The organism is Variovorax multivorans, assembly GCF_051216835.1.
Classification (GTDB): Bacteria; Pseudomonadota; Gammaproteobacteria; order Burkholderiales; family Burkholderiaceae_C; genus Variovorax.
In genome coordinates this window covers 357,867-382,055 of sequence record NZ_JBPJZL010000006.1, presented here as the reverse complement: position 1 = coordinate 382,055, position 24,189 = coordinate 357,867, and the positions used below count along the sequence as shown (strand labels likewise).

Sequence of the window (24,189 nt, the reverse complement as noted above, 5' to 3'; positions counted from 1 at the left end):
TTTCTTATATAAAACTACTTTTCACAAATGAGATTAGCAGTGCGACCTTGAATGGAAGCTGGGGTTTGCGCCAATTCAAGGGTATTCACCAACGACAGAGCGATTGATCTCGGGTTTTTGAGAGGATGAAAGAGCCTGTGGGTCGCGTATATTTGATTTCATCAGTGAAATTTATATTTCACATATGCGTCAACACTCACTCAAAGGGCATCGCCAAATGACTTCTCGCGTTCAGGGAAAGAACATCCTCGTCACCGCCGCCGGCAAGGGCATCGGCCGGGCCAGTGCGCTGGCGCTGGCGCGCGAAGGCGCCGCCGTATGGGCCACCGACGTGGACGAAGCCGCGCTGGCCGAACTCGCAGCGCTGGCCCGTGAAGAAGGCCTGTCGGGCCTGAAGACCGCCACGCTCAACGTGCGCGACAGCGCCGCGCTGCAAGCCTTCGCGCAGACCGCGGGGCGGCTCGACGTGCTCTTCAACTGCGCCGGCTTCGTGCACAGCGGCAACATCCTGGCCTGCGAGGAAGCCGACTGGGACTTCAGCATGGACCTCAATGTGAAGTCGATGTACCGCACCATCCGCACCTTCCTGCCGGCGATGCTGGAGCGTGGCGGTTCGATCATCAACATGGCCTCGGCCGCGTCGAGCGTTAAGGGCGTGCCCAACCGCTTCGTCTATGGCGCCTCGAAGGCCGCGGTCATCGGGCTCACCAAGGCGGTGGCGGCCGACTTCATCCAGCAGGGCGTGCGCTGCAATGCCATCTGCCCAGGCACGGTCGAATCGCCCTCGCTGCGCGATCGCATCGCGGCCCAGGCCGAGCAGGCCGGCTCCGACGAAGCCGCAGTGCGCGCCGCCTTCGTGGCGCGCCAGCCGCTCGGGCGCGTCGGCAAGCCGGAGGAGATTGCCGCGCTGGTGGTGTACCTGGCTTCCGACGAGTCGGCCTTCACCACCGGCGCGATCCATATGATCGACGGTGGATGGTCGAACTGAGCAGGGAACAATGAAGCAAGCACCAGCGCCGGAAGAACTACAGAGTCAGGACGAGGCCGCGCCCGATGGGGAGGGCGCGCTGCGCTATGCCGCGCCAGCGCTCGAGAAGGGGCTGGACATCCTGGAGGCGCTGGCCGACAGCGCCACCGGCTACACGCTGAACGAACTGGCGCAGAAGGTCGGGCGCAAGGTCAGTGAGATCTTCCGCATGGCGGTGACGCTGCAGCGGCGCGGCTATGTGCAGGTCGACGAGAACGACCGCTACACGCTCACGCTGCGCATGTTCGAACTGGCGCACCGCCAGCAGCCGCTCAAGAGCCTGGTGAGCGCGGCGCTGCCGTTGCTGCGCGAGCTGGCCAACCGGGCGCGCCAGTCGTGCCACCTCACCATGTACCAGGGCGGGCGCGTGGTCGTCATCGCGCAGGTCGAGAGCCCCGAGCGCTGGTCGTTCGGGCTCAAGGTGGGGGTGGTGATGGGGCTGACGGACACGTCGTCAGGCCACGTGCTGCTGGCGTTCCGTGACGAGATCGACCGCGCCCGCATGCTGCGCGCCCACATCGGCGTGGAAGGCGAACTCGACATGGACCCGGGCGAGCTCTTCGCCATCCTGCAGGAGGTGCGCGAGCGCGGCTACTCGGCCATGCCGAGCAAGCAGACGCGCGGCATCACCAACATCGCGTTCCCCGTAATGGGGGCGGCCGACCACGTGATCGCGTCGATCAATGTGCCGTACATCGAGCGCATCGACCAGAAGTCGGCGCCGGACGTGGTGCAGGTGCGCGGCATCGTCGGCAACATCTCCGCGCGCCTGTCGGCGCTGATGGGGGCCAGCGGCTACAACGACAACGAGTAGCGCCCGGCCCCGGGTGCTGCCCCTCAGTTTGCTTCGGGCGAGTCGTCGAGCGACGACATCTCGCTCTTGTGCGCGGCGATGTCGCGCACGTTCTTCTGCACGGCCACCGCGCCGAAAAGGCTCAGCAGGAAGGCCATGGCGTAGAAGCCCTTTTCGCTCGCGGCCAGCGTGGCGTTGAAGAGGCCGACGGCGAGCAGCGCCACCGACAGCAGCAGCGAGATCCAGCACAGGCCGTAGTAGATGCCGGTGACGGCGGTGCCTTCGAGGCGGTCGCGCACGGTCTTCTGCAGCGAGACGGCGGCGAACAGGCCGTACATCAGGATGGTGAAGTAGTAGCCCTTCTCGTTGAGCTGCATGGAGGCGTTCCACAGCCCGATCAGGTAGACGATGGCGCCGATGAGCAGCGCGGCCCAGGATGCGGCGACGAATGCCGCGGTCGGTTTCTGGAATTTGACGGCCATGAAGTCCTCCTCGTGTGGTTGGTGCGCGATTATGGTGTGGGGCGCCGATGGCATGATCCGCGGCAGGCCGCCAGATTGCATCGCAAGCAGTCGAGCAGAACGGCCGTCAACTACGGAGGAGTTTTTCCATGTCATCCGACCCCGTCGGCCAGCCGTCTCTCGTTCGCACCGGTGCCAAGGCCGGCTTGTCTTTCGCCGGTTCCGTCATCAAGGGCGGCCTGCTTGGCGTCATCCTTGGCGGCGGCGTTTTCTTCTTCTATCTGAGCCAGTTGCAGGGGCCGGGCAACACGGCTGCGCGTGCCGGTGGAGCCGGCGCCATCGTCGCGCTCATTACCTCGCCGCCGCTGCTGGTGGCGGTTCTGCTGCTGCTGTTCGTGGTCGTCTACGCGATGCTGGGCGTGCAGCAAGGGCGCGCGCGTGCGATGCAGCATCTGGTCGCGGCGCGTGGCGAGGCCGTGTCGCAGAGGCTCGGTGGCGCGATTGCCGGGCGCATCGAAGCGATGCCGCGCGCCCACGGCACTCTGCAGCGCGCGGCCGACTGGCTGTCGGTCGATGCATTGAGCAAGCAACTCGCGCCGGTGCTGGGCGAAGGCAAGGCGGTGCGCTCAGTGGTGGGCTTCGTGCTCAACCGGCTGCCGTTGAGCGAGATGCTGGCCGAATGGCAACGCAGTCGTGCGGAGCATGGCGAGCCGGTGGCAGGCGAGGGCGCGGTGCAAGACCCGGCGCTGCGCGCGCTGCTCACGCGCCGAATCCACGAGACGCTGCAGGACATGGCGACGCCCTCGCGCAAGCCGCTGTACATCGCGCTGGGCGTGCACGCGGCCCTGTTGGGCGTCGGGCTCTGGCTGGTGAACTGACGAAGCTGGCGAGGCGTGGCGCTCAGAGCGCCAGCATCAGCTTCAGGTTCTGCACGGCGGCGCCGCTGGCGCCCTTGCCGAGGTTGTCGAGGCGGGCGATGACCACGGCGTGGCGATGGTCCTCGTTGGGGAACACGCGGATCTCAAGTTCGTTGGTGTCGTTGAGCGCCAGCGCTTCGAGCTTGCCGTCCTCGGTGGGCGGCAGCACCTTCACGAATTTCTCGGGCGTGTTGCTGCGCGCATAGTGCGCGGCCAGCGCATCTTGCAGGTCGCCGGCCTTCGGCTTGCCGGGCAGCAGGTCGAGATGCAGCGGCAACTGCACCAGCATGCCCTGCTTGAAATTGCCCACCGACGGAATGAAGACCGGCCGGCGGGTGAGGCCGGTGTAGGTCATGATTTCGGGGATGTGCTTGTGCTTCAGGCCCAGGGCGTAGATCTCGTACGGCGGCGCTTCGCCTTTTTCGTAGGCCTCGATCATGGTCCGGCCGCCGCCCGAATAGCCGCTCACGGAGGGCAGCGAAACGGGGAAGTCGACCGGCAGGATGCCCGCGTCGACCAGCGGGCGCACCATGGCGATGGCGCCGGTGGCGTAGCAGCCGGGGTTGCCGACGCGCTCGGCCTTGGCCACGGCCTGCCAGTGGCCTTCGGTGAGTTCGGGGAAGCCGAACACCCAGCCGGGGGCGATGCGGTGCGCCGTGGAGGCGTCGATGATCTTGGGCTTCTTGCCGGGCAACTGGTCGATCAGCGCGACCGATTCGCGCGCCGCGTCGTCATGCAGGCACAGCACCACCAGGTCGACGCCCGCCATCAGGTCGCGCTTGGCGTTCACGTCTTTTCGCAGCTCGGGCGCGATGCTCACGAGTTCGATCTGCGGCATCGCCTGGAGCCGTTCGCGAATCTGCAGGCCGGTGGTGCCGGCTTCGCCGTCGATGAAAACCTTGGCCATGATGGAGGGTGCCCCGGGTAACTAGAAGAAAGTACGTATTGCCCGCAACCCCACGTACAGTATTGGTGCGGCGCACCATGATACAGTCCGCGGTTGTTCGCCGCCCCCGGCCGTCAGGCCGCCGTCGCCCGCGAGCAACAGAGCAGAAACACTCTCACCCAGATCTCCCGTTCTCAACCTCCTCCTTCCGAGAGACATCCCTCATGAAGATTCACGAGTACCAAGGCAAGGAAATCCTTGCCAAGTTCGGCGTGCCGGTGCCGCGCGGCATCCCGGCCTATACGGTTCAGGAGGCGGTGGAAGCCGCCCAGAAACTTGGAGGCCCGGTCTGGGTCGTCAAGGCGCAGATTCACGCGGGTGGCCGCGGCAAGGGCGGTGGCGTCAAGGTCGCCAAGTCCATCGAAGATGTCAAGAAGCTCGCCGGCGAAATCCTCGGCATGCAACTCAAGACGCACCAGACCGGCCCCGAAGGCCAGAAGGTCCGCCGCCTCTACATCGAAGACGGCGCCGACATCAACAAGGAATACTACGTTTCGGCCGTGACCGACCGCGCCACCCAGAAGGTGGCCTTCATCGCATCGAGCGAAGGCGGCATGGACATCGAGGAAGTGGCTCACTCCTCGCCCGAGAAGATCATCACGGTGTTCGCAGACCCCGAAAAGGGCCTGACCGACGAACAGGCCAAGCAGATCGCCGACGGCATCGGCATGCCGGCCGACTCGACCGCCCAGACGGTCGACATCCTGAAGAAGCTCTACACCTGCTACATGGAGACGGACGCCTCGCTGGTCGAGATCAACCCGCTCAACCGTGACAGCAAGGGCAACGTCATGGCGCTGGACGCCAAGTTCAACTTCGACAGCAACGCGCTGTTCCGCCACCCCGAAATCGTGGCCCTGCGCGACCTCGACGAAGAAGACGCAGCCGAAGTCGAAGCCTCCAAGTTCGACCTCGCCTACATCTCGCTGGACGGCAACATCGGCTGTCTGGTGAACGGTGCCGGCCTGGCCATGGCCACCATGGACACCATCAAGCTGTTCGGCGGCGAGCCGGCCAACTTCCTGGACGTGGGCGGCGGTGCCACCCCCGAGAAGGTCACCGAAGCCTTCAAGATCATGCTGAAGAACAAGAACGTGGAAGCCATCCTCGTCAACATCTTCGGCGGCATCATGAAGTGCGACACCATCGCCACCGGCGTGATCGCAGCCTGCAAGGCCGTGAACCTGCAAGTGCCGCTGGTCGTTCGCATGAAGGGCACCAACGAAGTCGAAGGCAAGAAGCTGCTGGCCGATTCGGGCCTGCCGATCATCAGCGCCGACACCATGGCGGAAGCGGCCCAGAAGGTCGTGGCAGCAGTCAAGAAGGCCTAAGGAACAAGTCATGTCGATCTACATCAACAAAGACACCAAAGTCATCACGCAGGGCATCACCGGCAAGACCGGCCAGTTCCACACCGAGAAGTGCCAGGAATACGCGAACGGCAAGAACGCCTTCGTGGCGGGCGTGAACCCGAAGAAGGCCGGCGAGTCGATCTTCAACATCCCGATCTTCGGCTCGGTCAAGGAAGCCGCTTCGCAAACCGGCGCCACCGTGTCGGTGATCTACGTGCCGCCGGCAGGCGCCGCGGCCGCCATCTGGGAAGCCGTCGAGGCCGACCTGGACTTGGCGATCTGCATCACCGAAGGCATCCCGGTTCGCGACATGCTCGAAGTGCGCAACAAGATGAAGGCCAAGGAAGCGGCCGGCGGCAAGAAGACCTTGCTGCTGGGCCCGAACTGCCCCGGCCTGATCACGCCCGACGAAATCAAGATCGGCATCATGCCCGGCCACATCCATCGCAAGGGCCGCATCGGCGTGGTCTCGCGCTCGGGCACGCTGACGTATGAAGCCGTGGCTCAACTGACGGAAATCGGCCTGGGCCAATCGTCGGCAGTCGGCATCGGCGGCGACCCGATCAACGGTCTGAAGCACATCGACGTGATGAAGGCATTCAACGACGATCCGGACACCGACGCCGTCATCATGATCGGCGAAATCGGCGGCCCGGACGAGGCCGACGCAGCCCGCTGGTGCAAGGAACACATGAAGAAGCCGGTGGTCGGCTTCATCGCCGGTGTTACCGCTCCTCCCGGCAAGCGCATGGGCCACGCCGGCGCGCTGATCTCGGGCGGCGCCGACACGGCTGATGCCAAGCTCGCCATCATGGAAGAATGCGGCTTCACCGTGACGCGCAATTTCTCGGAACTGGCCAAGCTGCTCAAGGCGCAGCTCTAAAACGGAAAGCGGCAGCAACATGCCGTAGGACCACGCAGAAACAAAGAAGCGCCCGCACTGGATTGCGGGCGCTTTTTTCAATAAAACACAGTGGGATCAGAGACATGGAAATTCTTCAAAGCACAGACTTCTGGTTAGGTCTGCTCAAGATCGTCTGGATCAACATCATCCTGTCGGGAGACAACGCGGTGGTGATTGCCATGGCGGCGCGTTCGTTGCCGCCCGCGCAGCAGAAAAAGGCCGTGCTCTTCGGCTCGGGCGCGGCCGTGGTGCTGCGTATCGTGCTCACGGTGGTGGCGGCCAAGCTGCTCGCGCTGCCTTACCTGCAGATCATCGGCGGCCTGCTGCTGCTGTGGATCGGCCTGCAGCTGCTGAGCGAGGACGATGAGGGCGAGGGCGAATCCAAGGAATACGGCAGCATGATGGCCGCCGTGCGCACCATCCTGCTGGCTGACCTGGTGATGAGCCTGGACAACGTGATTGCCGTCGCGGCCGCCGCGCAAGGCAGCATGGTCCTGCTGGTTCTCGGCTTGGCGATCAGCATTCCCTTGGTGATTTTCGGCAGCACGCTCATGATCAAGCTCATGGAACGTTTCCCGATCATCGTCATGCTGGGCGCCGCGCTGATCGGCTGGGTCGGCGGCGAAACCATCGTGCAAGACACGGTGCTGCGCGACACGCTGGCGGCCAACCCCTGGTTGCACTACGCGGCGGCTGCCGCAGGTGCGTTGCTCGTCGTGGCCGGTGGCCGCTTGCTGCAACGGCGCGCACGCGCCGCTGCGCACTGAGTTTTCGAGAAGTCGGCACTGACAAACCATGGCGAGTGTCGGCGTTTCCCTGTTCTCCACCCGCCCTCCGCTGACCTGGGAATTTGCCGCCCTGACCGACGTCGGGCGGACGCGCGCCCATAACGAAGACGCCGTGCACGTCGATCCGGCGCTCGGGCTGGCGTTGCTGGCCGACGGCATGGGCGGCTACAAGGGCGGCGAGGTTGCGAGCGCCATGGCTGTCTCGCTGATGCACGCCAGCTTCGGTCGGTGGTTCGCCCAGGCAGGGATGCAGGCGCCGACCCGCGTGATCCGGCGGGCGCTGCAGGCGGCCACGGACGAGGCCAACAGCTCGATCCTGCATGCCGGCATGACCAATCACGAACTGCAGGGCATGGGGACGACCCTGGTGCTCGCGGCGTTCCGGCCGCAGCGCGTGCTGGTCGGCCACATCGGCGATTCGCGGTGCTACCGGGTGCGCAACAACAAGCTGGAGCTGCTCACTCGCGATCACTCGCTGCGGCAGCAGCAGCTCGATGCTGGCGCCATTACCGCCGAGGAAGCCCTGAATTCGCCCACCCGCAACCTCGTTACGCGCGCCGTGGGCGTGGAGGCCCAAGTCTTGCTGGAGATGCACGAACACAGCGCAAGACCGGGCGATCTCTATATGCTTTGCTCCGACGGGCTCAGCGAGATGGTTTCGGATGAGCAGCTTTTCACGCTTCTAGGACACGATGTCGGGCTTCAGAAAAAAGCATCACTTTTGGTTTCAATTGCCAATGACAATGGTGGACGGGACAACATCTCGGTTGTCCTTGCCAGCGCGAGCGTTGCAGAAGCGCCTCGCACGGCCAAGTAGCAGGCCCTGGCGGCAATCCGCCAATGTGCTTGCCGTCATTCAAGCTCTGGATTCGGGGAGTCGGCAATGCCGAAGATGATCATTTCGGTCGATGGCGTTGTCATCGGGCAAGTGGCGCTTGCCAAGGAACGCACGACGCTGGGACGCCGTGCCTACAACGACATCGTGATCGACAATCTGGCGGTCAGCGGCGAGCATGCCGTGCTGCACATGAGCGGTGGCGAAGTCGAAATTGAAGATCTCAACAGCACCAACGGCACCTACGTCAATGCGCTCGCCATCCAGAAGCAGGCGCTCAAGGACAACGATGTCATCGAGGTCGGGGGCTGTCGCATCCATTTCCGCGCGCGCAGCAATCTGCCCATTGGGACTGGCTCGGTCCGCTCCCCGTCGGCCGAGTACCCCTCGGGGTCCATGCCTTTGTCGTCGGCGCCTACGGAGTCCGGCGCTTTGGTGGAGCTCGGCATTCCGGTGCTGCGCGTGCTCTCCGGCGCCAACGAAGGGCAGGACGTGGCCCTGCAGAAGGTCGTCACCACCATCGGCAAGCCCGGTGTCGCGGTGGCGGTGGTCACGCGCCGCCGGCAGGGCTACGTGGCCGCGGGCGTCGAGGGCAACGTCACGCTCAACGGCCTGCAGCTCGGCGCCGAGGCGGTTGCGCTGCAGGAGCGCGACGTGCTCGAACTGGGCGGCGCCACGCGCATGCAGTTCGTGCGCATCTGAGCCGCTTTTTCTTTCGGCCCGCCGCGGCAACGCGCGTACGGACGCCGCGCCGTGAGGGAACTGCGGCGGCACTGGCCGCGCATCGCCATCACCCTGCTGCCCGTGTTGCTGGCGCTGGCGCATGCCACCGGCGCCTGGCCGCTGACCGCGCTCGAACGCCTTGACCGGCTGATCTACGACATTCGCCTGCGCGCCACCATGCCGGGTACACCCGACGCGCGGGTCGTGATCATCGACGTCGACGACGCCAGCCTGGCGCGCCAGGGCCAATGGCCTTGGGCACGCGACAAGATCGCCCGCCTCACCACGGAACTGATGACCCGCCAGCAGGCGGCCGTGCTCGGCTTCGACGTCATGTTTCTCGAGCCGGACCGCAGCTCGGGCCTCGACAGGCTGCGGGAGATGGCGAGCGGGCCGCTGGGCAACGTGCCGGGTCTGGCCGCCGAAGTCGAGAGACTTGCGCCCGCCCTCGACAACGACGCCACCTTCGCCACCGCGCTGAGCGGCCGGCGCGTGGCACTGGGCTACTACTTCACGCGGACCGAGGCGCCGAGTGCCAAGGGACAGCTGCCTGCTGCCCCCTTGCTGCCAGACGGGGCCTTCCCCTCGGGCGGGATCTACGCAACGACCTGGAACGGCTTCGGTGCCAGCCTGCCGGCGCTGGCGCAGGCCGCGCCGATGGCGGGTTTCCTGAATACGCTGGTCGGTGCCAACGGCGATGGCGTCATTCGCAGCGTGCCGCTCATCGCCCGCTACGAGGGCGACAAGGCGCAGCCGGGCTACTACGAGTCGCTGGGGCTCGCCGTCTACCGCCTCGCGAACGGATCGCCGCCCGTGCAGCCGGCCTTTGCGCCCGGAGGAGGCGCCACGCCGCAACTCGAATCGCTGAGAGTGGGCCGCCTGCGCATTCCGGTCGACGGCACGGGCAGCATGCAAGTGCCGTTTCGCGGCCCCGGTGGTGCGGACGGTGGATCGTTCCGCTATGTGCCCGCCGCCGACGTGCTCGAAGGCCGGCTCAGGCCGAGCGAGCTGAAAGACAAGATCGTGCTGCTGGGCGCCACGGCCCCAGGGCTGCAGGATCTGCGCGCCACGCCTGTCGAGGCTGCGTTTCCGGGCGTGGAAGTGCATGCCAACGTTGTCTCCGCCCTGCTCGACCACCGCCTGCTCAGCGTGCCCGACTACGCGGTGGGCTATGAAGTGCTGCTGGTCGCGGTGACGGGGCTCGTGCTGGCCTTCGGGCTGTCGTTGCTGTCGGCATCGCGCGCCCTGCTGCTGGCCGCGGGGACGATCGCCGCGCTGATCGGGCTCAACACCTGGCTGTACGTGAGCCACAGCCTCGTGCTGCCCCTGGCGTCGGCGCTGGCGATGACGGCGCTTGCCTTCGTGTTCAACATGAGCTGGGGCTACTTCGTCGAATCGCGCGCGCGGCGCGGCCTGGTGCGGCTCTTCGGTACCTACGTGCCGCCACAGCTCGTCAACGAAATGATGGAGCACCCCGGCCGCTACAGCATGCGCGCCGAGAGCAAGCCCATGACCGTGATGTTCTGCGACATGCGCGACTTCACCCGCCTGTCGGAGCAGATGGCACCGGCCGAACTGCAGGCCTTTCTCAACACCGTCTTCAGCCGGCTCACCAACGTCATCAGCGCGCACCGCGGCACCATCGACAAGTACATGGGCGACTGCGTCATGGCCTTCTGGGGCGCCCCCATCGATACGCCCGACCACGCCACGCTCGCCGTGCGGGCCGCGCTCGATATGGCCGATGCCGTGCACGACATCAACCGCATCCACCGCGCCAGCGGCCGGCCCGAGATCAGCGTGGGCATCGGCATCAACAGCGGCGTGATGAGCGTGGGCGACATGGGCTCCACCGCACGCCGCAGCTATACCGTGGTCGGCGACGCGGTCAATCTCGCATCCCGCCTCGAGGGCCTGAGCGGACACTATGGCGTGGAAGTCGTGGCCAGCGGCGCGACATGCGAACTGGCGCCCGACTACATCTGGCAAGAACTCGATAGCGTTCGCGTCAAGGGAAAGGCACAAGCCGTTGCCGTTTTTACGCCTCTGGCCGCACGCACACCCGAAGCCGCGGCGCAGACCCAGCAACTGCTCGACCGCTGGAGCGAAGTGCTCGCGGCCTATCGTCGGCAGGACTGGGCAATGGGCCGAAACTTGCTGGCCCCCCTGCTCGCCGCAGATGCCAAAAAAGTCCTTTACCAGCTCTACGCCCAGCGTTTAGCCTCGATGGCGTTGCGACCGCAAGACCCTGATTGGGATGGCGCAACCCGGTTCGAAACCAAATGACGACAGACACATACAAGGGGTCTCTCACAATGCAGGTTCGTGTGCTGGGTTGCTCAGGCGCCATCGCCAAAGACTGCCGCACCACCTCGTTCCTGGTCGACACGGACCTGCTCGTCGATGCGGGCACGGGCGTCGGAGACCTCACGCTCGATGAAATGGTCCGCATCGACGATGTCGTGCTCACCCACAGCCACCTCGACCACATCGCCGCGCTCCCCTTGATGCTCGACGCCGTGGGCAGCCGCCGCACCCAGCCGCTGCGCGTGCACGCGCTGAAAGCCACCATCGACGCGCTGCGGGCGCACGTGTTCAACAACGTCATCTGGCCGGATTTCGAGAGCATTCCGAGCATCGAGGCGCCGTTCGTGAGCTTTCACGACATTGCGGTCGGGCAACGGCTGCCGCTGGGCAGCCGCGAGCCCAAGCTGGTCGAGGTGCTGCCTGCGGTTCACACCGTGCCGGCCTGCGGCTTCGCCGTGCGGCGGGCCGAAGGCGGTGCTCACTGGGTGTTCAGCGGGGATACTGAGCGCAACGCGCCCTTTTGGGAGCGGGTGAACGCGATCGATGTGGCGATGCTGGTGATCGAAACGGCCTTCAGCAGCCGCGAGCAGGCGCTGGCTGAGCGTAGCCTGCACCTGTCGCCCGCGGTGCTGGCTGATGAGCTGGCGCATATCGGGCCGGGGAAGCAATACCCGATCTACATCACCCACACCAAGCCCACCGAAACCGACGAAATCATGAGCCAGATCGAGGCGCTGATGGACGAGCAGGTGGCGGGGCTGGCGCAGCGGGATATTCGCTGGCTGAAGGCGGATGGGATCCTGACTTGCTGATGGCGAGTGATGCGTTGGCATGACAAATTTGTCACCAAACGTGGCGTCTTGAAGCAACTTGTGTCACACGACGTAACGACAATGTGATCAAAGTTGACGTGTTCGGTCAGCAGGAGGCTCTGGGGGCGGGTGGCACAGATGCTGCGGAAGGTACCTCGCTCCGGGCAGGTTCCCGGGCGTAACAACCAACCAACCTGGAGTTAGTGAATGAACCGTCGTACTATCGCCCGCCGTGCACAGGCCGGCTTTACCCTTATCGAATTGATGATCGTTGTGGCGATCATTGGTATTTTGGCTGCCATCGCTATTCCGCAGTACCAAACTTACATTGCCAAGTCGCAGGTTGCACGCGTAGTTTCGGAAACCGGCGCGCAAAAAACGGCAGTCGAAGATTGCGTGAACAACGGTCAAGTGACCGCTGGCGGAGCCACCGACACAACTCACTGCGGCGGGACCGCAACCGGCTCCAATCTGCTGACCGCCGCTTCGGGCAACACGGTGAATGGTGGCGCGCCCGCAACCGCCACGCTCGGCGCCCCGGTGCTGAACTTCGTTACCGCTTCCACCCCCACGATCACCTCGACTTTCGGTGGCAGTGCAGCCGCGGCTCTGACGGGCAACACCGTCATTTGGGCCCGTGCGGCTGACGGCAGCTGGGCATGCGCTTCGAACGTTCTGAAGAAGTACGCACCTGTTGCATGCCCCACGACCTCCGCAACGTAATCTTTCAATTCAGAAAAGGGGCCGCCTTCGGGCGGCTTTTTTGATTGTCCATTTGGTGAAATCGCCTTTTTATAAAAGGCGGCGTGGCACGCGGCGTGCTGGTAGACAAACTCCTCGGACTCCATTTTCAACTGGTAGGGAAAAATTAGATCATGACAAATCGATCTGCCATTGAATGCACGCAGCGCGGCTTCACCCTCATTGAATTAATGATTGTCGTGGCGATCATTGGAATTTTGGCCGCTATAGCAATTCCGCAGTACCAGACTTATGTCGTGAAGTCCCAAGTTGCTCGCGTTGTGAGTGAAACAGGTACCCAAAAGACAGCAGTAGAGGACTGCATTAACAGCGGTCAAATTACTGCCGGTCAGGCCAGTGATGCAGCTCACTGCGGTGGTACTGCCACCGGTTCAAATATGTTGACACCAGCCACCGGCAACACTGTGAACGGCGGAGCTCCCGCTCTTGCGACACAGGGCGCCCCAGTTCTTAATTTTGTAACGGCCGGTGGCCCGACGATCGTTTCGACGTTCGGTGGCTCTGCCTCTACTGCCATTGCAACTGCCACGATTACTTGGACTCGTAACGCAGCTGATGGAAGCTGGGCTTGCGTTTCTACTGTTCTTAAGAAATACGCCCCCTCTGCGTGTCCGACCAGTTCGGCGACGTGATTTTTAAGCTGAGATATGAGCCAGCTTGGGGTGGCTTTTTTATGCGCCTTCCAATATCGCTATATTTTAATCGAAGTCAAAATATGACGGTTTTTTGCTGATTGAACTGATGATTGTCGTTTCGATTATTGAGGTGCTCGCTGCAATTGCTGTTTTTTAGTATCAAAATTACGTTTTCAGATCGCAAGTTCAGCATTTTGTAGGAGAGGCGGCTGCAATAAAGTCTGCAGTTGAGATTTGCCTTCCGAGCGGAAAAAATAATTTGGAAAATCCAGGGAAGGCTGGCAATTGCGATCCTCAAGCAATAGGCTCCGATTTACAGGCGACCGGCGGCAACCCCGCTCCCTCTGTTGCCGAGACTTGGTCGACCGTTGGCTCCAGTGTGTTCCACAGGTGTTCTTGTCTACTACCGTCCCGTCGACGATCGTGGCGATATTGGGAAATTTAGCGGAAGCGCCACTGCAAGGCGCAACCGCAGGCGCAATTACGTTAAGGCGAGATTTTGATGGCTCTTGGAGTTGCAAATCAGTGAACATCGATCCTAAATACGTCCACTCTGCTTGCCCTCCTTGATGGAGCGGTGCCCAGCAGCGCCATACTCAATTCGATTATTTAGTGAACGGGCCCATGCCTGAATTGGCGTTCAAGGCGCTCCCTGACTGCTGGGGCTAGGGCAGCGGAACGGTTTGTCAAGAGCTGCTGCCACTCCTCTCGCAACGGTTGCTTGACCTCAGGGGTCACATCCTTGGTTTCGTGAGGATCAGACAGCAAATCGAATGTAAATTGCTTGTTTGCATTGACATCACTCCAATGCTTATAGAGCTTCCCTGGCGTGCGCCCATCGACCAGTCCTATTAGTTGAGCTTGTTGAAAGTAGACGATCCGGGCCTGAGTCGAATTTTGCAGGGGGACGCCGTCCCAAGATCGAGGGGTGGGCATATCAAGAAGCCCCAGCAGCGTGGGTGCGATATCGACTTGTGAGATCACTGGATCAGGTCTTAACCCGTCTGCGTTGGCTGTACCGTACGAGAGAAGTACAAGCGGCACGCGAAGCGATTCCTCCCATACGCTGTGCGTGTGACTGTAAAGGCCCCGCTCGCCGAGCGACTCACCATGATCGCCGGTAATAAGGACAAGGGCATCGCGCAAGTACCCTCGCGCCTCCAGCATCTTGAGGATGTCGCCAATCACACGATCAGCTTGCAGGATGCCTCTGTCGTAGAAGTTCGTGGCGCGCTGTGGCATCTGTGCGTCTCCAGAGCCCCAGCGAACCGCGGTGTAATTTTCGCCAGGCCCGAACTTCGGCGTATCGTCAAAGCGCTTGCCGAGTGCATGTGACGACATTAGATGAAATTGAAACATCGTCGGCTTTCCATCCCAAGGACCGAAGTCTTGGAGGCGATCAGTGACCAATCGATCGTCGTTGAGATAAAACTTTGACTGAGAGGCACCATCAAAATAGCTATCCACCTTGCCGTAGATACCGCTCAAGCCGTCGAAATTGGTGTGGTCGCCGGAAAAAATCAAATGAACTCGATAGCCGTGCTCCTTCAGAACTTCATGAAGCGTGATCGGGTGGGCTGCTTGCCGGTCGACATAGTGCGAACTCGCGAGGGCGCGCAGGCCGCATGAGGATTCATTGCACACGGTGATCGCAGATGTTGCGAGTCGTATGCGCCCAGCTTGATTCAGTGCCTCTAGATTGGGACTCGTTTTTCGAGGGTAGCCAAACAAGGACAAGTGATCCGCACGTAGTGCATCCGAGACGATCACGATGACGTTGCTATGTCGAGCCTTTTCATTTGGGCGATACACCGAGCGCACGGCATCTTCGTCTCGATCAATTTGCGCAGAGTGGAAGACTTCGATCGCGTGACTCTGCATGGTTCGTTGGCCTTGCAAAGGGAACAGGCTCAAGCTCAAAGGCTCTCCGGCCCCTCCCCAGTCGCGATCGGGTAGTGCCATCGCAGAGACTGTGGATATGGCGAGAAGGCCGATTGCCACCACACCAACTACGCCGCGCGAGATGTTTCGATTGAAGGAGGCGACCCAGTCACCTCTTCTTAGAAAAGCGTAGGCGGCGTACCAGGCAAAAGCGAAGAGAGAAATGCAAACTGCAGTTGCAAGTAGCGGGGAATAGCCCAGAGCTCGCAGCAGGTCGGGCGTTTGCAGCGCATAGCTGCTTGCCATATCGAAGGTCGTCACACGCTTCCAGTGCTTCAATCCGACAAACACCAGGCCGTAGAACAAGACCATTGCCAGACCTGTGCTGGCTATGAGCAGCGAAGAAATTGCCGCACGCGCACCTTGTGCGATAGGCAACAAGCTTATGCTGAGCCGGAGTCCGGCCAAAGCGGCAAGTAGGCTTGCGACGACGCAAAGATGAGGACTTATGGATGATTCAGGTGCGCCGAAAATCCAGATGTAGCCGGCAAGAAAAGCACTTGGCAGCAGCGCGAAAACGCAGAACGTAACTCCTAGTCGGCGAAAGACGACTGACCAACTCTGGTGCTGCTTAAGCATTCCTGATGTGAATCAAGCGAGAGAGTGCAAGTAGATTTGTCGGTGTTACGGACAGTACGTTCCAATCATGACTGAGGACATGGCGCTCAAGACTGAACTCGGAGCGAAACCCCAGCCAACTCGAAAGTGGCCGCGCGAGCGATTCCAGAAGCCGCCATGGGGCCTGACCGCTGAAGTGATTGACGATCAGGATGTGCCCATCGGGTCGGCAAACTCGCCGCACCTCTCGTACAAGCTTATCGGGATTCGGCGTTACAGAAAGGACATAGGGAAGGGTCACGCAATCAAACGTGTCGTCAGCGAAGTCCATGGCTTCTGCATCCATCGCGCGCAGATCGATCCGGTCTGCATCATCTGAGCGCACTCTCTGGCGGGCCGTCGCGAGCATCTCCTGAGAAACATCGACGCCAGTAATTCGTGAACTAGCAGGATATTGAGAGAGAGTAAGCCCGGTGCCCACGCCCACTTCCAGGATGTGTTCGGGAGCGAGCGTTTGTACAAGCCGGGTCATCGCGACTCGCCCGGGGCCCAACGACGCACCGAAGAGGAGGTCATACACAGGCGCATAACGCCGGTAACTGCGTTCGACCTGCGCTCGCGACAACGTGCTGGATTCATTCAATTCGGAGGACGACAAACCTTGAGCGATCGTTCTCTTGTCGATTGGCGCGATGTCTTGTCGAGAGTTGAGCATGTGTGCCTTACGTGCAAATATTCTGAATTTTACGAAGGGTCTGCGACTACTTGCGCTGAGGTGCGTGTGAATGAACGGGAGCGGAGAAGCACGCCTCACTCATTGCGGTCTCAATCAATCGTCGGCACTTCCCGCCAATTCAACAACCGCAGCCCCGTCCCCTTGCCGAAGTCAATCGGCGGCTGGTTCACTTCACCCTTCACATTGCCCGCGATGCCCTGCATCCGGCCGTTGTTGTTGATGATTTGAATGTCCGTGATCGCACTGCTGTAGCCGACATACGCGGCCCCTGTGGTCAGCGCGGTCGTGCCGGACCCGTAGTTCACCGCATAGATGCGGCTCTGACCCGAGGGGCTGCAAGCATCGCCGGTGGTCAGCAGGCTGGAAAACACCACGACCCCGTTGAACGACGTCGGCCCCAGCGTCACGCGCCAGGTAATCCCCGAAGTCGCGTCCTTGCCCAGGTCGAGATACCAGCCCAACTGCGTTCCTAGGTTGAACGCGGTGGTACCTGTCAGGTTGGCCTCGGTGAGCGCACCCAGGTTGCTGCGTGTGATCGGGTAGGTGCCTCCGCTGCCGAAACCCGTCGCAGTGCCATCGATGATCGCGTAGAACGACTGACCCGCCGTCGAATTGATGTCCACTGTGTCGAGCAGTTGACCTGTGCCGAACAGCACATAGCGCTTCTTGCTCTTGGGATCGATTTCAATCAGAGGCTGCGTCGTGATCGGTTGGGCCGTACCGCTGGCATCCGCCAGGGTCGCCAGCTTCAATGGTGCAGGGTAGGAACCGCTGCTGCCCTTCGCCGCCGTCACGTCAAAGCGCCAGAGCTGCCCGTTCAGGTCGCCCGCGTAGAGTGCGTCGGCGGTACCGTCCGTGAAGTCGGTGATGTAGGCGGTCAGCTGCGTCAGGCCCGCCGACGCATTGCCCGTTTGCACCTTCTCGAGCAGCGCGCCAGTCTTCGGGTTCACAAAATACACATAGCCGTAGCCATCGGTGTTGTTGTAGCCCGAAGTGAGGACCACGACCCAGCCGTACTTCTTGGTCTTCAGAACCACTGGCGTACCGAAGCTGTAGCCCAAGGTATTGCCGACACCCGTGGTCGCGCTGGAGAACTCCCAGAGCACCTTGCCCTTGATGTTGTCCTCGCTGGTCATGCTTGTGGGGTCGGTGACATCGATGGCATAGAAGCCCTTGCCACCCTTGCCAAGACCGCCGATCAGCACGGTGTGCCAGTCCGAGTTGTTGCCGGTGGTCGTGGTGGTGAAGACGCCGCCCGCGGTATTGAAGTCGATGTCGAAGGTCTTCGGAGACGCGTCAACGTAGTAACGGTGTTCGTAGTCCGGGTTGCCGAGCTGTCCCAAGCCGTTGAGCGCCGGCGTGGCGGGGCTGCTGGGGCCCGAGAACAGCATGCTCGGCACGTACGCGAACAGCTCCTGGCCGGCGGTGGTTCCGGTCAATGCGCCGTTGAATGCGTGCATCATGCCGTCGTTGGCGCCTGCGTAGACGATGGTCGGTCGGGAGGCGTAGTCCGTCTTGAACTTCGCATAGCCGGGGTTGACCGTGTTCGAGAACTGGCCCGAGGGTGGTCCTACGGGTGTGACCTTCGCATTCACGATGTCCCCGAGCAGCAATGCGCGGCGGCGGTAAGGTTTGGTGTCGTCGGTGGTCGTCTTCTCCTTGCTTCGGTCGCCACGCAGATAGTTGAGAAAGTCGCCGCTGTCGTCGCCTGTCACCCACGGCGTATCGAGTGCGGTGGATTGGGCCGAGGTCAGGTTTGCCTTGCGGAAGGGCACGCCAGCAGTACCGTTCCAGGTGAGCACCCGACGTGCGGTATCCCAGCCGGCGCCGGCAAGTTGGTTTTCCAACGTGGTGGAGGTGTTCCACATCTCCGTGAGAGTCGGCACGCCGGCCGGGAAAGTGAGCTGGCTGCCGGAAAGCACGCCGGTCCATCCGTTCGAGTCATATTGCGATGCATAGGACGCCGCACCGGAAGACGACACCTGCGGGCTGGACAGCGAGAACGAAGTGGTAAACGACTTGATGGCGTTGGCAATGCTCGCGAATGCCTTCGTCAGACCATCCACCATCGAGTCGGGTCGGCCCGCGGTGAAGTAGTTGTCGGGCCGCGGCTGCGTGGTGCCGCCGTTTCGGGTATCCGTGAGCATGTCGCCGCTTGTTGCCCACCAGGCTTGCGGAATGGTGTCGTTGAAGGTGTATGGGTTGAAAGTGCTCTGCATGCTCGTGGGTATCTTGAGTCCCCCGAACTTCGCCGCCAGGTAGAACTGGTTGTTCGCCTGGAAAGCCTGCTCGAGCACGTCGACCCAGTAGGTTTGCACTGTCTGCTTGCCGACGGTGTTTGACTTGGTCGCGTCGTCAGGCCGGATGTCCTTGGTGTTCGCGTCGTAGGCAAGCCCGGCCATGCGCGCCGAGTTATTGCTGCAGCAGCCGTTCGAAATATTGGTACGCGTGCCGAGGTCGTCGCCCATGCCTTGCAGCTGGCCGACCTTGTTGGTGGCTACCACCGCATCGACGGTCGTGTCGGCCGTGACCTTTGCAGGCATCGCGGGTTCGTTCGCGTTGTTCGTATTGCCGGGCACGTTCTTGTCGGCGTGGGTGTAGATGTCGCCGATGCCCAGAACGAAGTTGCGCTGGCACGAATACTGGATCGGGTCGTCCCAATTGGTGATGACCGGAAAGCCGTCGAGGCGTTTCGCCGTCGTGTTGGTGTCGGTGGTGTTGAGGTTGCTCCACTCCGGCACGTTGCCCAGGTTGCGGTAGTAGCGCAGCGCCGCGTAGTAGAGCTCGCTGACCGGGTCGTTCGACTTGTAGTTACCGGGAATGATCTGGCCGAACTTGTTGAGGTAGTTGATCACGCCGCTGTCGGCAATGGTCACGCCGTTGGCCGAGGTGGCGGTGGCGTCGGCCGGGTTGGGGTTGCGAACGAACACGCCGGTGTTCTCATCCCATTCCTTCGATGCGTTGCTGGTGTCGGGCAGGCCGGGCACCGGTTGCAGCGGCCCCACGAACTTCTGGCGTGCGCGCATCACGCCGCCGTCACGGCCGTTGCCGTCCTCGTTCAGATAGCCGAAGGCGCTGAAGCGCATGCGGCGCGCGTACTGCTGGATCAGGCCCTCGGGCTTCCAGTTGTTCCCATACTGTTTGCAGTTGCTCTCCACGCCGCCAGGTGCGTTGGGGTTGCATACCCTGTTGCGCATTGTGTAGTCGTTGGTGACCGCGGCACCGATGTCGCTGGTGAAGGTGCTGAAGCCATTGTCCGTGGGCTTCTTCCACAGGAACTGCATCACCGCACCGCCGCCGTTCTCGTAGTACTCGATCTTCACGTCGAAGCTTTGCCCGGCAGTGAGCAGGACTGTGGCGTCATAGCTGGTCGCTCCTTGGTCGATCCACTTGTTGATCAACTGCACGCCGGAAATCCACAGGCGCACGCCGTCGTCCGCCCGCACCCGGAAGGTGTAGGTGCCGGTGGAAGGCGCCACGAAGGTGCCCGTGAAGCGCGCGGCGAAATTGTCCGCGCCAATGCCCGTCACGGGCGCGCCGTTGCCCCAGTCGTGGTCCACGGTGTCCTGATTCACCGTGACAGTGGGGGTGCCTGTAAGAGTCTTGTTGGCGGCGTTGTAGTACTCGCCTTTCAACGACGCACCGGATGCGGTGATGCGCATCGCATACTTGCGGCCATTGACCGAAATGCCGAGGCTGGTGGCGTTGCTGAACGGTGTGGCGCCCGCGATCTCGGTGGTGGGAAGGGTGCGGTCGTCGAACAGGCCTTGCCCCGCGTGATAGCCCTTCTCCAGGATGGTGTCGGTGGCTGTGTCCACCACGCGTCTGCCGCCGGTCATTGCCCAGCGGAACGGGTCGATGGTCGCCGTGGCCGCCCAGTTCAGGAAGTTGCCGCTCCACTTCGTGCCGTCACACTTGCGGTTGGTGCCCACGGCCGTCGGATCGAAGAAGCTCTTGTCGCCGGTGTTGGTTTCGTTGGCGGTGGTGTCTACCACATAGCTGTAGCACTTGGCCGGGTCGAAGTAACCCAGGAATGTGCTGGCGCTGGAGTAGGCGGCGGTGTGCGCGGTGCGGGAGGCCGTCGGCCATTCCACAGACAGCGTCAGCGCCAGGTTGCCGGGCACGTTGGACGTGGCGAAGACCGGCTGGTCCGCCAGACTGGCAGCGCCAGCCAACCCAGGCATGCCGAGGAATGCGCCGGCCAGCGCTGCGGTGCCGGCGAGACGCGCGGCAAGGATGGAAATCTTGTTCATGGTTCTTCCGCGATGCGTTATTCGGGCTTCGTGAAGGAGGACTGCAGGAAGACCTGCGTGTCGCGAGGGCCGTCCACGCGCACGCTCAGTCGGTAGACCAGCGCCTTGGGCGGCGGCGGGCGTCCCGATTCCTGGACGCTGCCGCCGCGCACGTCGGTGGTGGCGGGGGCGTAGACGCAGGTGCTCTTGCTTGCGGCGCCGGAGGTGTTGCACAGGCGGTCGATGAGGTAGCGGATCTTCACGAAATCTGCGGTCCGTTCGATGGTGTCGGATGCCTTGGCGTTGTAGAGATCGTCCTTCAGAAGCGCGAGCGGAATGCCGCGGTCGTTGGAGTCGAGCCTGACCGCGCTGTAGTTCGACGCCTTCGCGTCGTTGTAGTCGGCGCCCACGGCAGACAGGGCGCCAGTGCTGAACAGCGCCAAGGCCTTGACCCCCGCTTGCTCGCCCTGGTTGACGAGGTCGCGCTTGAAGGCAAGGTTGCCGGCACCGGAAAGTGATGTGTTCATCGAGCGCATCACCGCCACGCCGCCCGCGAGCAGGATGACAAGAACGATCAGGCAGATGAGCAGCACAACGCCGCGCTCCCGGCGCTGCCGGTGCAAGGAAGTAATCATGATTTGGGCAGCAACAGGATGTTGCGCAACGGGATGGTGAATTCGACGACGCGATAACGGTAGCGACGGTCGTCGTTCGTGAGAGTGACGGCGTCGCGTTTGAGGCCCGTGTCGCTGAACATTTCCGGAATGGTCTGCGAGACGAGGTCGCGCTCGAGGGTCGCGCTACGCAGGATCAGTCCCACGCGCACGGCGACCACCTGCCTGCTGAGCTTCCCGTCCTTCATCATGGTGCTGATGTCGAAGCCCGTGGCATCAGGTGCCTTCCACGTGTCGATGATGCCGTCCGTATTGGTGTCCAGGCCATAGAGCGCATGCATCTCCATGACGCCGTCGGCCAGGGTCTGTGGGGCGTCGGTGCCGTCGCTGCGCAGCAGGTCGTAGCTGACCAGCGTGTTGTTTGCACCGATGCTGAAGAGCTGAAACTGCACGTTGTTGGCCGCACCGTTGCCCAGCGGCGTGAAGTAAGCGCTGCCGCTGGCCGCCAGCGAGGCCAGCGTCGTGCCGACGCCTGCGGTGTAGTAGGTGCCGTTGAGCGTCGCGAGTTCGTTGTTCGCGCTGTCCACAAAGGAGGAGTCGACCTGCTCGAGCAGACAGTCCGTGGTGCCGACCTGGCTGACCAGCGCGATGTCGTTCTTCTTCAACTGCACTGTGTTGTCCAGTCGAACAATGTTGTCGCTTGCACCTGCCGAGATGATCGGGCGCGGAACATCGCCGGATGCGGCATTTCCACCCATCACCATCAGCACGTCGGACTTGCCGTCCGACGACTGCCCCTTGCCGATCAGCAGCGGTGCGACGCGCAGATCTGCGACACCGGTAGCGTTGCCGAGGAATTTCTCGAACGGCACCGGGAAAACCGTGGTGCGCGGCAGGATCGCTGTGTTGCTGCGCTTGGCCTGCAGCTTGCATCCGAATACGCCCAGGTCCCACGACTGGGTAAAGCCGGAGCCGGCGCTGCGACCTGCGCGGTCCAGCAGGTAGGCGGCGTAGGAGCCCGATTGATTGATGTCGTTGACGGACGTGGTCGTGCGCTTGGTCGACTCGCCGAAGATCACGGCGCTTGTGACTGCCAGCGTCACCACCAATGCGATGACCATGGCAACCAGAAGCTCGATCAAGGTGAGGCCGCGTTCGCGCATCGCGCGCCTGGGTTGCTGAATACTTATCAAGGCAGCTCCACATGTGTCGTGAGTTGGCTGCCCGTGCTGCGCGACGGGGCTTGCCAGGTGATAGTCACGTCGGCCGCCTTGCCTGTGCCGGCGACGTCGACCTTGCCGACGCCATTGGGCAAACCACCGGTCGTCGGCGTGGCGACACGCAGCTTCCAGGCATCCAGCGCCGCGGCCGGCACCGTGGATGATTGGTTGAGCCACATCAGCGCCACCACTTCATTGGCGAGCAGCGCCGCGCGGTTGCGGTCTTCGGCATCCACCGAGAAGCTGACGGCGCGTGCCTGCAGGCCAATCAGGCCCAGCAAGCCCAGGGAAAAGAGCAGTACTGACACCAGAACTTCAAGCAGTGCGATGCCGGCCTGGCTGCGGCGGCGGCGAGTTGTTTCGCGTGGGTGTTTCATCGCTAGGGGCAGCCGTCGGGCTGTGTGGCTGAAAGGGTTCTCGCCGGGTCGCACATGCGGACTTGCCCACCCAGCGAGACGAGGACGCGCAGCGGGCGGTCACCCGTCTTGCTGTCGCTCATCGAGATGTCGTACTGGACGGCTGCGGCTGTGCACTTCGCGCTGGTGGGGCCCGGCGTGTCGTTTGCCACGATGCGGCCGATCGAGCTGAAGCAGATGGAGATGGGGCCGGAAATCGCCACGCTGGAGCCGACATCGCGCAGGATGCCCGCTTCGACAAATGCCGCTGTTGCATCGGAGTCGGTCGGGACCACCGTGCTGATGGCCCAGTTGCTGCCTGAGGCCTTGGCTGTATAGCTGGTGGTTGTTGGCTTGTCGTCCGTGAGCGAGAACACCACTTGCCGGCTGCGGCGGGTGGCCTCTGCCTGAGCCTGCCGCAAGCCGTTCTGCAGCGAATCGCTGACCGTGCGAATCTTGTTGTTGCGTACCCAGCCGAGCATCGACGGCGCAGCGAGCGCCGCGAGCAGCCCCATGATTGCCACCACGACGATCATTTCGACCAGCGTGAACCCCCTGCGATGACGCTGGGAGAAGCTGGTTTTCAGCATGCTTGGCCCTTCTTGACGATCCAGGAAGTAGTGCAGGACGTTGTCCAGCCCGACCACGCGGAGGGCATGCCCGTCGTGGCGCGCACATTGAGTTCGGTGATGGTGTAAATAACGCCGTTGGCCGGTCCACTTCCCGTTGCCGTGAGCGTGAATTGCGTGGGCTTGAGACCGGCCGCTCCGGCGCAACTGACCACGAAGTTGCCGAACTTGCGTTTGCTCTCATCCAAATCGGCATGACAAGGCGGCAGCACCGTGGCGCTCACCTTCTCGTACGTTCGGTTGTCCTGAAAATACCTCTCCATGTCCGCACGCATGGTGGACAACCCATTCGTGCCGTCCACCACGTACCCGCGCCGCACATAGTCCTGATAGCTTGGAATCGCGATCGCTGCGAGCACGCCAATGATCACCACCGTGATCATGATTTCGATCAGGGTGAAGCCACGAGACTGGTCACGGGAGGTGAGCCGGTTTCGAGCAGTTTGTTGTTTCATCAAAGACACCTTTAAGCCCCGCCCGGCAGAGCCGGAAACGGGTGGGAAACAATTACACAGAGTTGTTAAAGGATGTCTCTAGATGTTTGTTTTTGCAAAACCTTCCATCTCCCGGCAATGACCATTCGTCGGCAAGTCGGCCCGGCA

Annotated in this window: 23 protein-coding genes; 13 read left to right on the top strand and 10 right to left on the bottom strand. The window is 62.4% G+C overall.

The features are described from left to right. Positions 1 to 217: 217 nt before the first annotated feature. Together ACSFCA_RS18000 and ACSFCA_RS17995 are read left to right on the top strand one after the other, a co-directional pair. Positions 218 to 988: an SDR family oxidoreductase gene (locus ACSFCA_RS18000; RefSeq protein WP_435460325.1), complete on the top strand. Its 771-nt coding sequence runs from the start codon at positions 218 to 220 to the stop codon at positions 986 to 988. A gap of 10 nt (positions 989 to 998) precedes the next feature. Then, positions 999 to 1,841, top strand: a complete 843-nt coding sequence (locus ACSFCA_RS17995) for an IclR family transcriptional regulator (RefSeq protein WP_435460326.1) — start codon at positions 999 to 1,001, stop codon at positions 1,839 to 1,841. 23 nt (positions 1,842 to 1,864) lie between these two features. Here ACSFCA_RS17995 and yiaA read toward each other — a convergent pair whose 3' ends face one another. Next, positions 1,865 to 2,302, bottom strand: a complete 438-nt coding sequence (gene yiaA, locus ACSFCA_RS17990) for an inner membrane protein YiaA (protein WP_435460327.1) — start codon at positions 2,300 to 2,302, stop codon at positions 1,865 to 1,867. A 128-nt stretch (positions 2,303 to 2,430) separates the two neighbouring features. On the opposite strand from yiaA, the gene ACSFCA_RS17985 reads away from it, so the two are divergent. Next, the gene (locus ACSFCA_RS17985; RefSeq protein WP_435460328.1) at positions 2,431 to 3,159 is read left to right on the top strand and encodes a hypothetical protein; all 729 of its coding nucleotides are present in this window, start codon (positions 2,431 to 2,433) and stop codon (positions 3,157 to 3,159) included. A 22-nt stretch (positions 3,160 to 3,181) separates the two neighbouring features. Here ACSFCA_RS17985 and argC read toward each other — a convergent pair whose 3' ends face one another. Then, positions 3,182 to 4,105 carry an N-acetyl-gamma-glutamyl-phosphate reductase gene (argC, locus tag ACSFCA_RS17980; RefSeq protein WP_435460329.1) on the bottom strand — a complete coding sequence of 308 codons (924 nt, stop codon included), beginning with the start codon at positions 4,103 to 4,105 and terminating at the stop codon, positions 3,182 to 3,184. A 203-nt stretch (positions 4,106 to 4,308) separates the two neighbouring features. Here argC and sucC point away from each other — a divergent pair, with 203 nt between their 5' ends. The 10 genes from sucC (at position 4,309) to ACSFCA_RS17930 (ending at position 13,832) form a co-directional block, all read left to right on the top strand. After that, positions 4,309 to 5,475 (top strand): ADP-forming succinate--CoA ligase subunit beta, encoded by a 1,167-nt coding sequence (gene sucC / locus ACSFCA_RS17975; RefSeq protein WP_042577345.1) that lies wholly within the window; start codon positions 4,309 to 4,311, stop codon positions 5,473 to 5,475. 10 nt (positions 5,476 to 5,485) lie between these two features. Further along, a complete protein-coding gene (gene sucD, locus ACSFCA_RS17970; protein WP_007828710.1) occupies positions 5,486 to 6,379 on the top strand; it encodes a succinate--CoA ligase subunit alpha in 894 nt (297 codons plus the stop codon). 104 nt (positions 6,380 to 6,483) lie between these two features. After that, positions 6,484 to 7,167, top strand: coding sequence for a TerC family protein (locus ACSFCA_RS17965; protein WP_258352202.1), 684 nt, complete (start codon positions 6,484 to 6,486; stop codon positions 7,165 to 7,167). Positions 7,168 to 7,195: 28 nt separating this feature from the next. Further along, positions 7,196 to 8,005 (top strand): Stp1/IreP family PP2C-type Ser/Thr phosphatase, encoded by an 810-nt coding sequence (locus tag ACSFCA_RS17960; protein WP_258352203.1) that lies wholly within the window; start codon positions 7,196 to 7,198, stop codon positions 8,003 to 8,005. A gap of 66 nt (positions 8,006 to 8,071) precedes the next feature. Then, on the top strand, positions 8,072 to 8,725 hold the full coding sequence (locus tag ACSFCA_RS17955; protein ID WP_093174460.1) for an FHA domain-containing protein: 654 nt from the start codon (positions 8,072 to 8,074) through the stop codon (positions 8,723 to 8,725). A gap of 51 nt (positions 8,726 to 8,776) precedes the next feature. Continuing rightward, a complete protein-coding gene (locus tag ACSFCA_RS17950) occupies positions 8,777 to 11,032 on the top strand; it encodes a CHASE2 domain-containing protein (protein ID WP_435460330.1) in 2,256 nt (751 codons plus the stop codon). Positions 11,033 to 11,061: 29 nt separating this feature from the next. Beyond that, positions 11,062 to 11,865, top strand: coding sequence for a 3',5'-cyclic-nucleotide phosphodiesterase (locus tag ACSFCA_RS17945; protein WP_435460534.1), 804 nt, complete (start codon positions 11,062 to 11,064; stop codon positions 11,863 to 11,865). A gap of 207 nt (positions 11,866 to 12,072) precedes the next feature. After that, positions 12,073 to 12,588 carry a pilin gene (locus tag ACSFCA_RS17940; protein ID WP_435460331.1) on the top strand — a complete coding sequence of 172 codons (516 nt, stop codon included), beginning with the start codon at positions 12,073 to 12,075 and terminating at the stop codon, positions 12,586 to 12,588. Positions 12,589 to 12,740: 152 nt separating this feature from the next. Then, positions 12,741 to 13,259 carry a pilin gene (locus ACSFCA_RS17935; protein WP_435460332.1) on the top strand — a complete coding sequence of 173 codons (519 nt, stop codon included), beginning with the start codon at positions 12,741 to 12,743 and terminating at the stop codon, positions 13,257 to 13,259. A gap of 393 nt (positions 13,260 to 13,652) precedes the next feature. Next, positions 13,653 to 13,832 (top strand): pilin, encoded by a 180-nt coding sequence (locus ACSFCA_RS17930; RefSeq protein WP_435460333.1) that lies wholly within the window; start codon positions 13,653 to 13,655, stop codon positions 13,830 to 13,832. 39 nt (positions 13,833 to 13,871) lie between these two features. On the opposite strand, the gene ACSFCA_RS17925 is transcribed toward ACSFCA_RS17930, so the two are convergent. The 8 genes from ACSFCA_RS17925 to ACSFCA_RS17890 all read right to left on the bottom strand — a co-directional run bounded on the left by ACSFCA_RS17925 (position 13,872) and on the right by ACSFCA_RS17890 (position 24,042). Continuing rightward, on the bottom strand, positions 13,872 to 15,782 hold the full coding sequence (locus ACSFCA_RS17925; RefSeq protein WP_435460334.1) for a sulfatase-like hydrolase/transferase: 1,911 nt from the start codon (positions 15,780 to 15,782) through the stop codon (positions 13,872 to 13,874). Continuing rightward, entirely contained in the window at positions 15,775 to 16,476 is a 702-nt protein-coding gene (locus tag ACSFCA_RS17920) for a class I SAM-dependent methyltransferase (RefSeq protein ID WP_435460335.1), read from the bottom strand. The genes ACSFCA_RS17925 and ACSFCA_RS17920 overlap by 8 nt, the downstream gene beginning before the upstream one ends. A 110-nt stretch (positions 16,477 to 16,586) precedes the next feature. Continuing rightward, positions 16,587 to 20,750: a PilC/PilY family type IV pilus protein gene (locus ACSFCA_RS17915; protein WP_258352205.1), complete on the bottom strand. Its 4,164-nt coding sequence runs from the start codon at positions 20,748 to 20,750 to the stop codon at positions 16,587 to 16,589. Positions 20,751 to 20,767: 17 nt separating this feature from the next. Beyond that, positions 20,768 to 21,364 (bottom strand): pilus assembly PilX family protein, encoded by a 597-nt coding sequence (locus ACSFCA_RS17910; RefSeq protein WP_258352206.1) that lies wholly within the window; start codon positions 21,362 to 21,364, stop codon positions 20,768 to 20,770. Next, positions 21,361 to 22,506, bottom strand: a complete 1,146-nt coding sequence (locus tag ACSFCA_RS17905; RefSeq protein WP_435460336.1) for a PilW family protein — start codon at positions 22,504 to 22,506, stop codon at positions 21,361 to 21,363. Before ACSFCA_RS17905 ends, ACSFCA_RS17910 begins: the two co-directional genes overlap by 4 nt. A 26-nt stretch (positions 22,507 to 22,532) precedes the next feature. Then, entirely contained in the window at positions 22,533 to 22,940 is a 408-nt protein-coding gene (locus tag ACSFCA_RS17900; protein WP_258352208.1) for a prepilin-type N-terminal cleavage/methylation domain-containing protein, read from the bottom strand. A gap of 2 nt (positions 22,941 to 22,942) precedes the next feature. After that, the gene (locus ACSFCA_RS17895; RefSeq protein ID WP_258352209.1) at positions 22,943 to 23,548 is read right to left on the bottom strand and encodes a prepilin-type N-terminal cleavage/methylation domain-containing protein; all 606 of its coding nucleotides are present in this window, start codon (positions 23,546 to 23,548) and stop codon (positions 22,943 to 22,945) included. After that, a complete protein-coding gene (locus ACSFCA_RS17890; protein WP_435460337.1) occupies positions 23,542 to 24,042 on the bottom strand; it encodes a type IV pilin protein in 501 nt (166 codons plus the stop codon). The genes ACSFCA_RS17895 and ACSFCA_RS17890 overlap by 7 nt, the downstream gene beginning before the upstream one ends. Between the last annotated feature and the right edge of the window lie 147 nt (positions 24,043 to 24,189).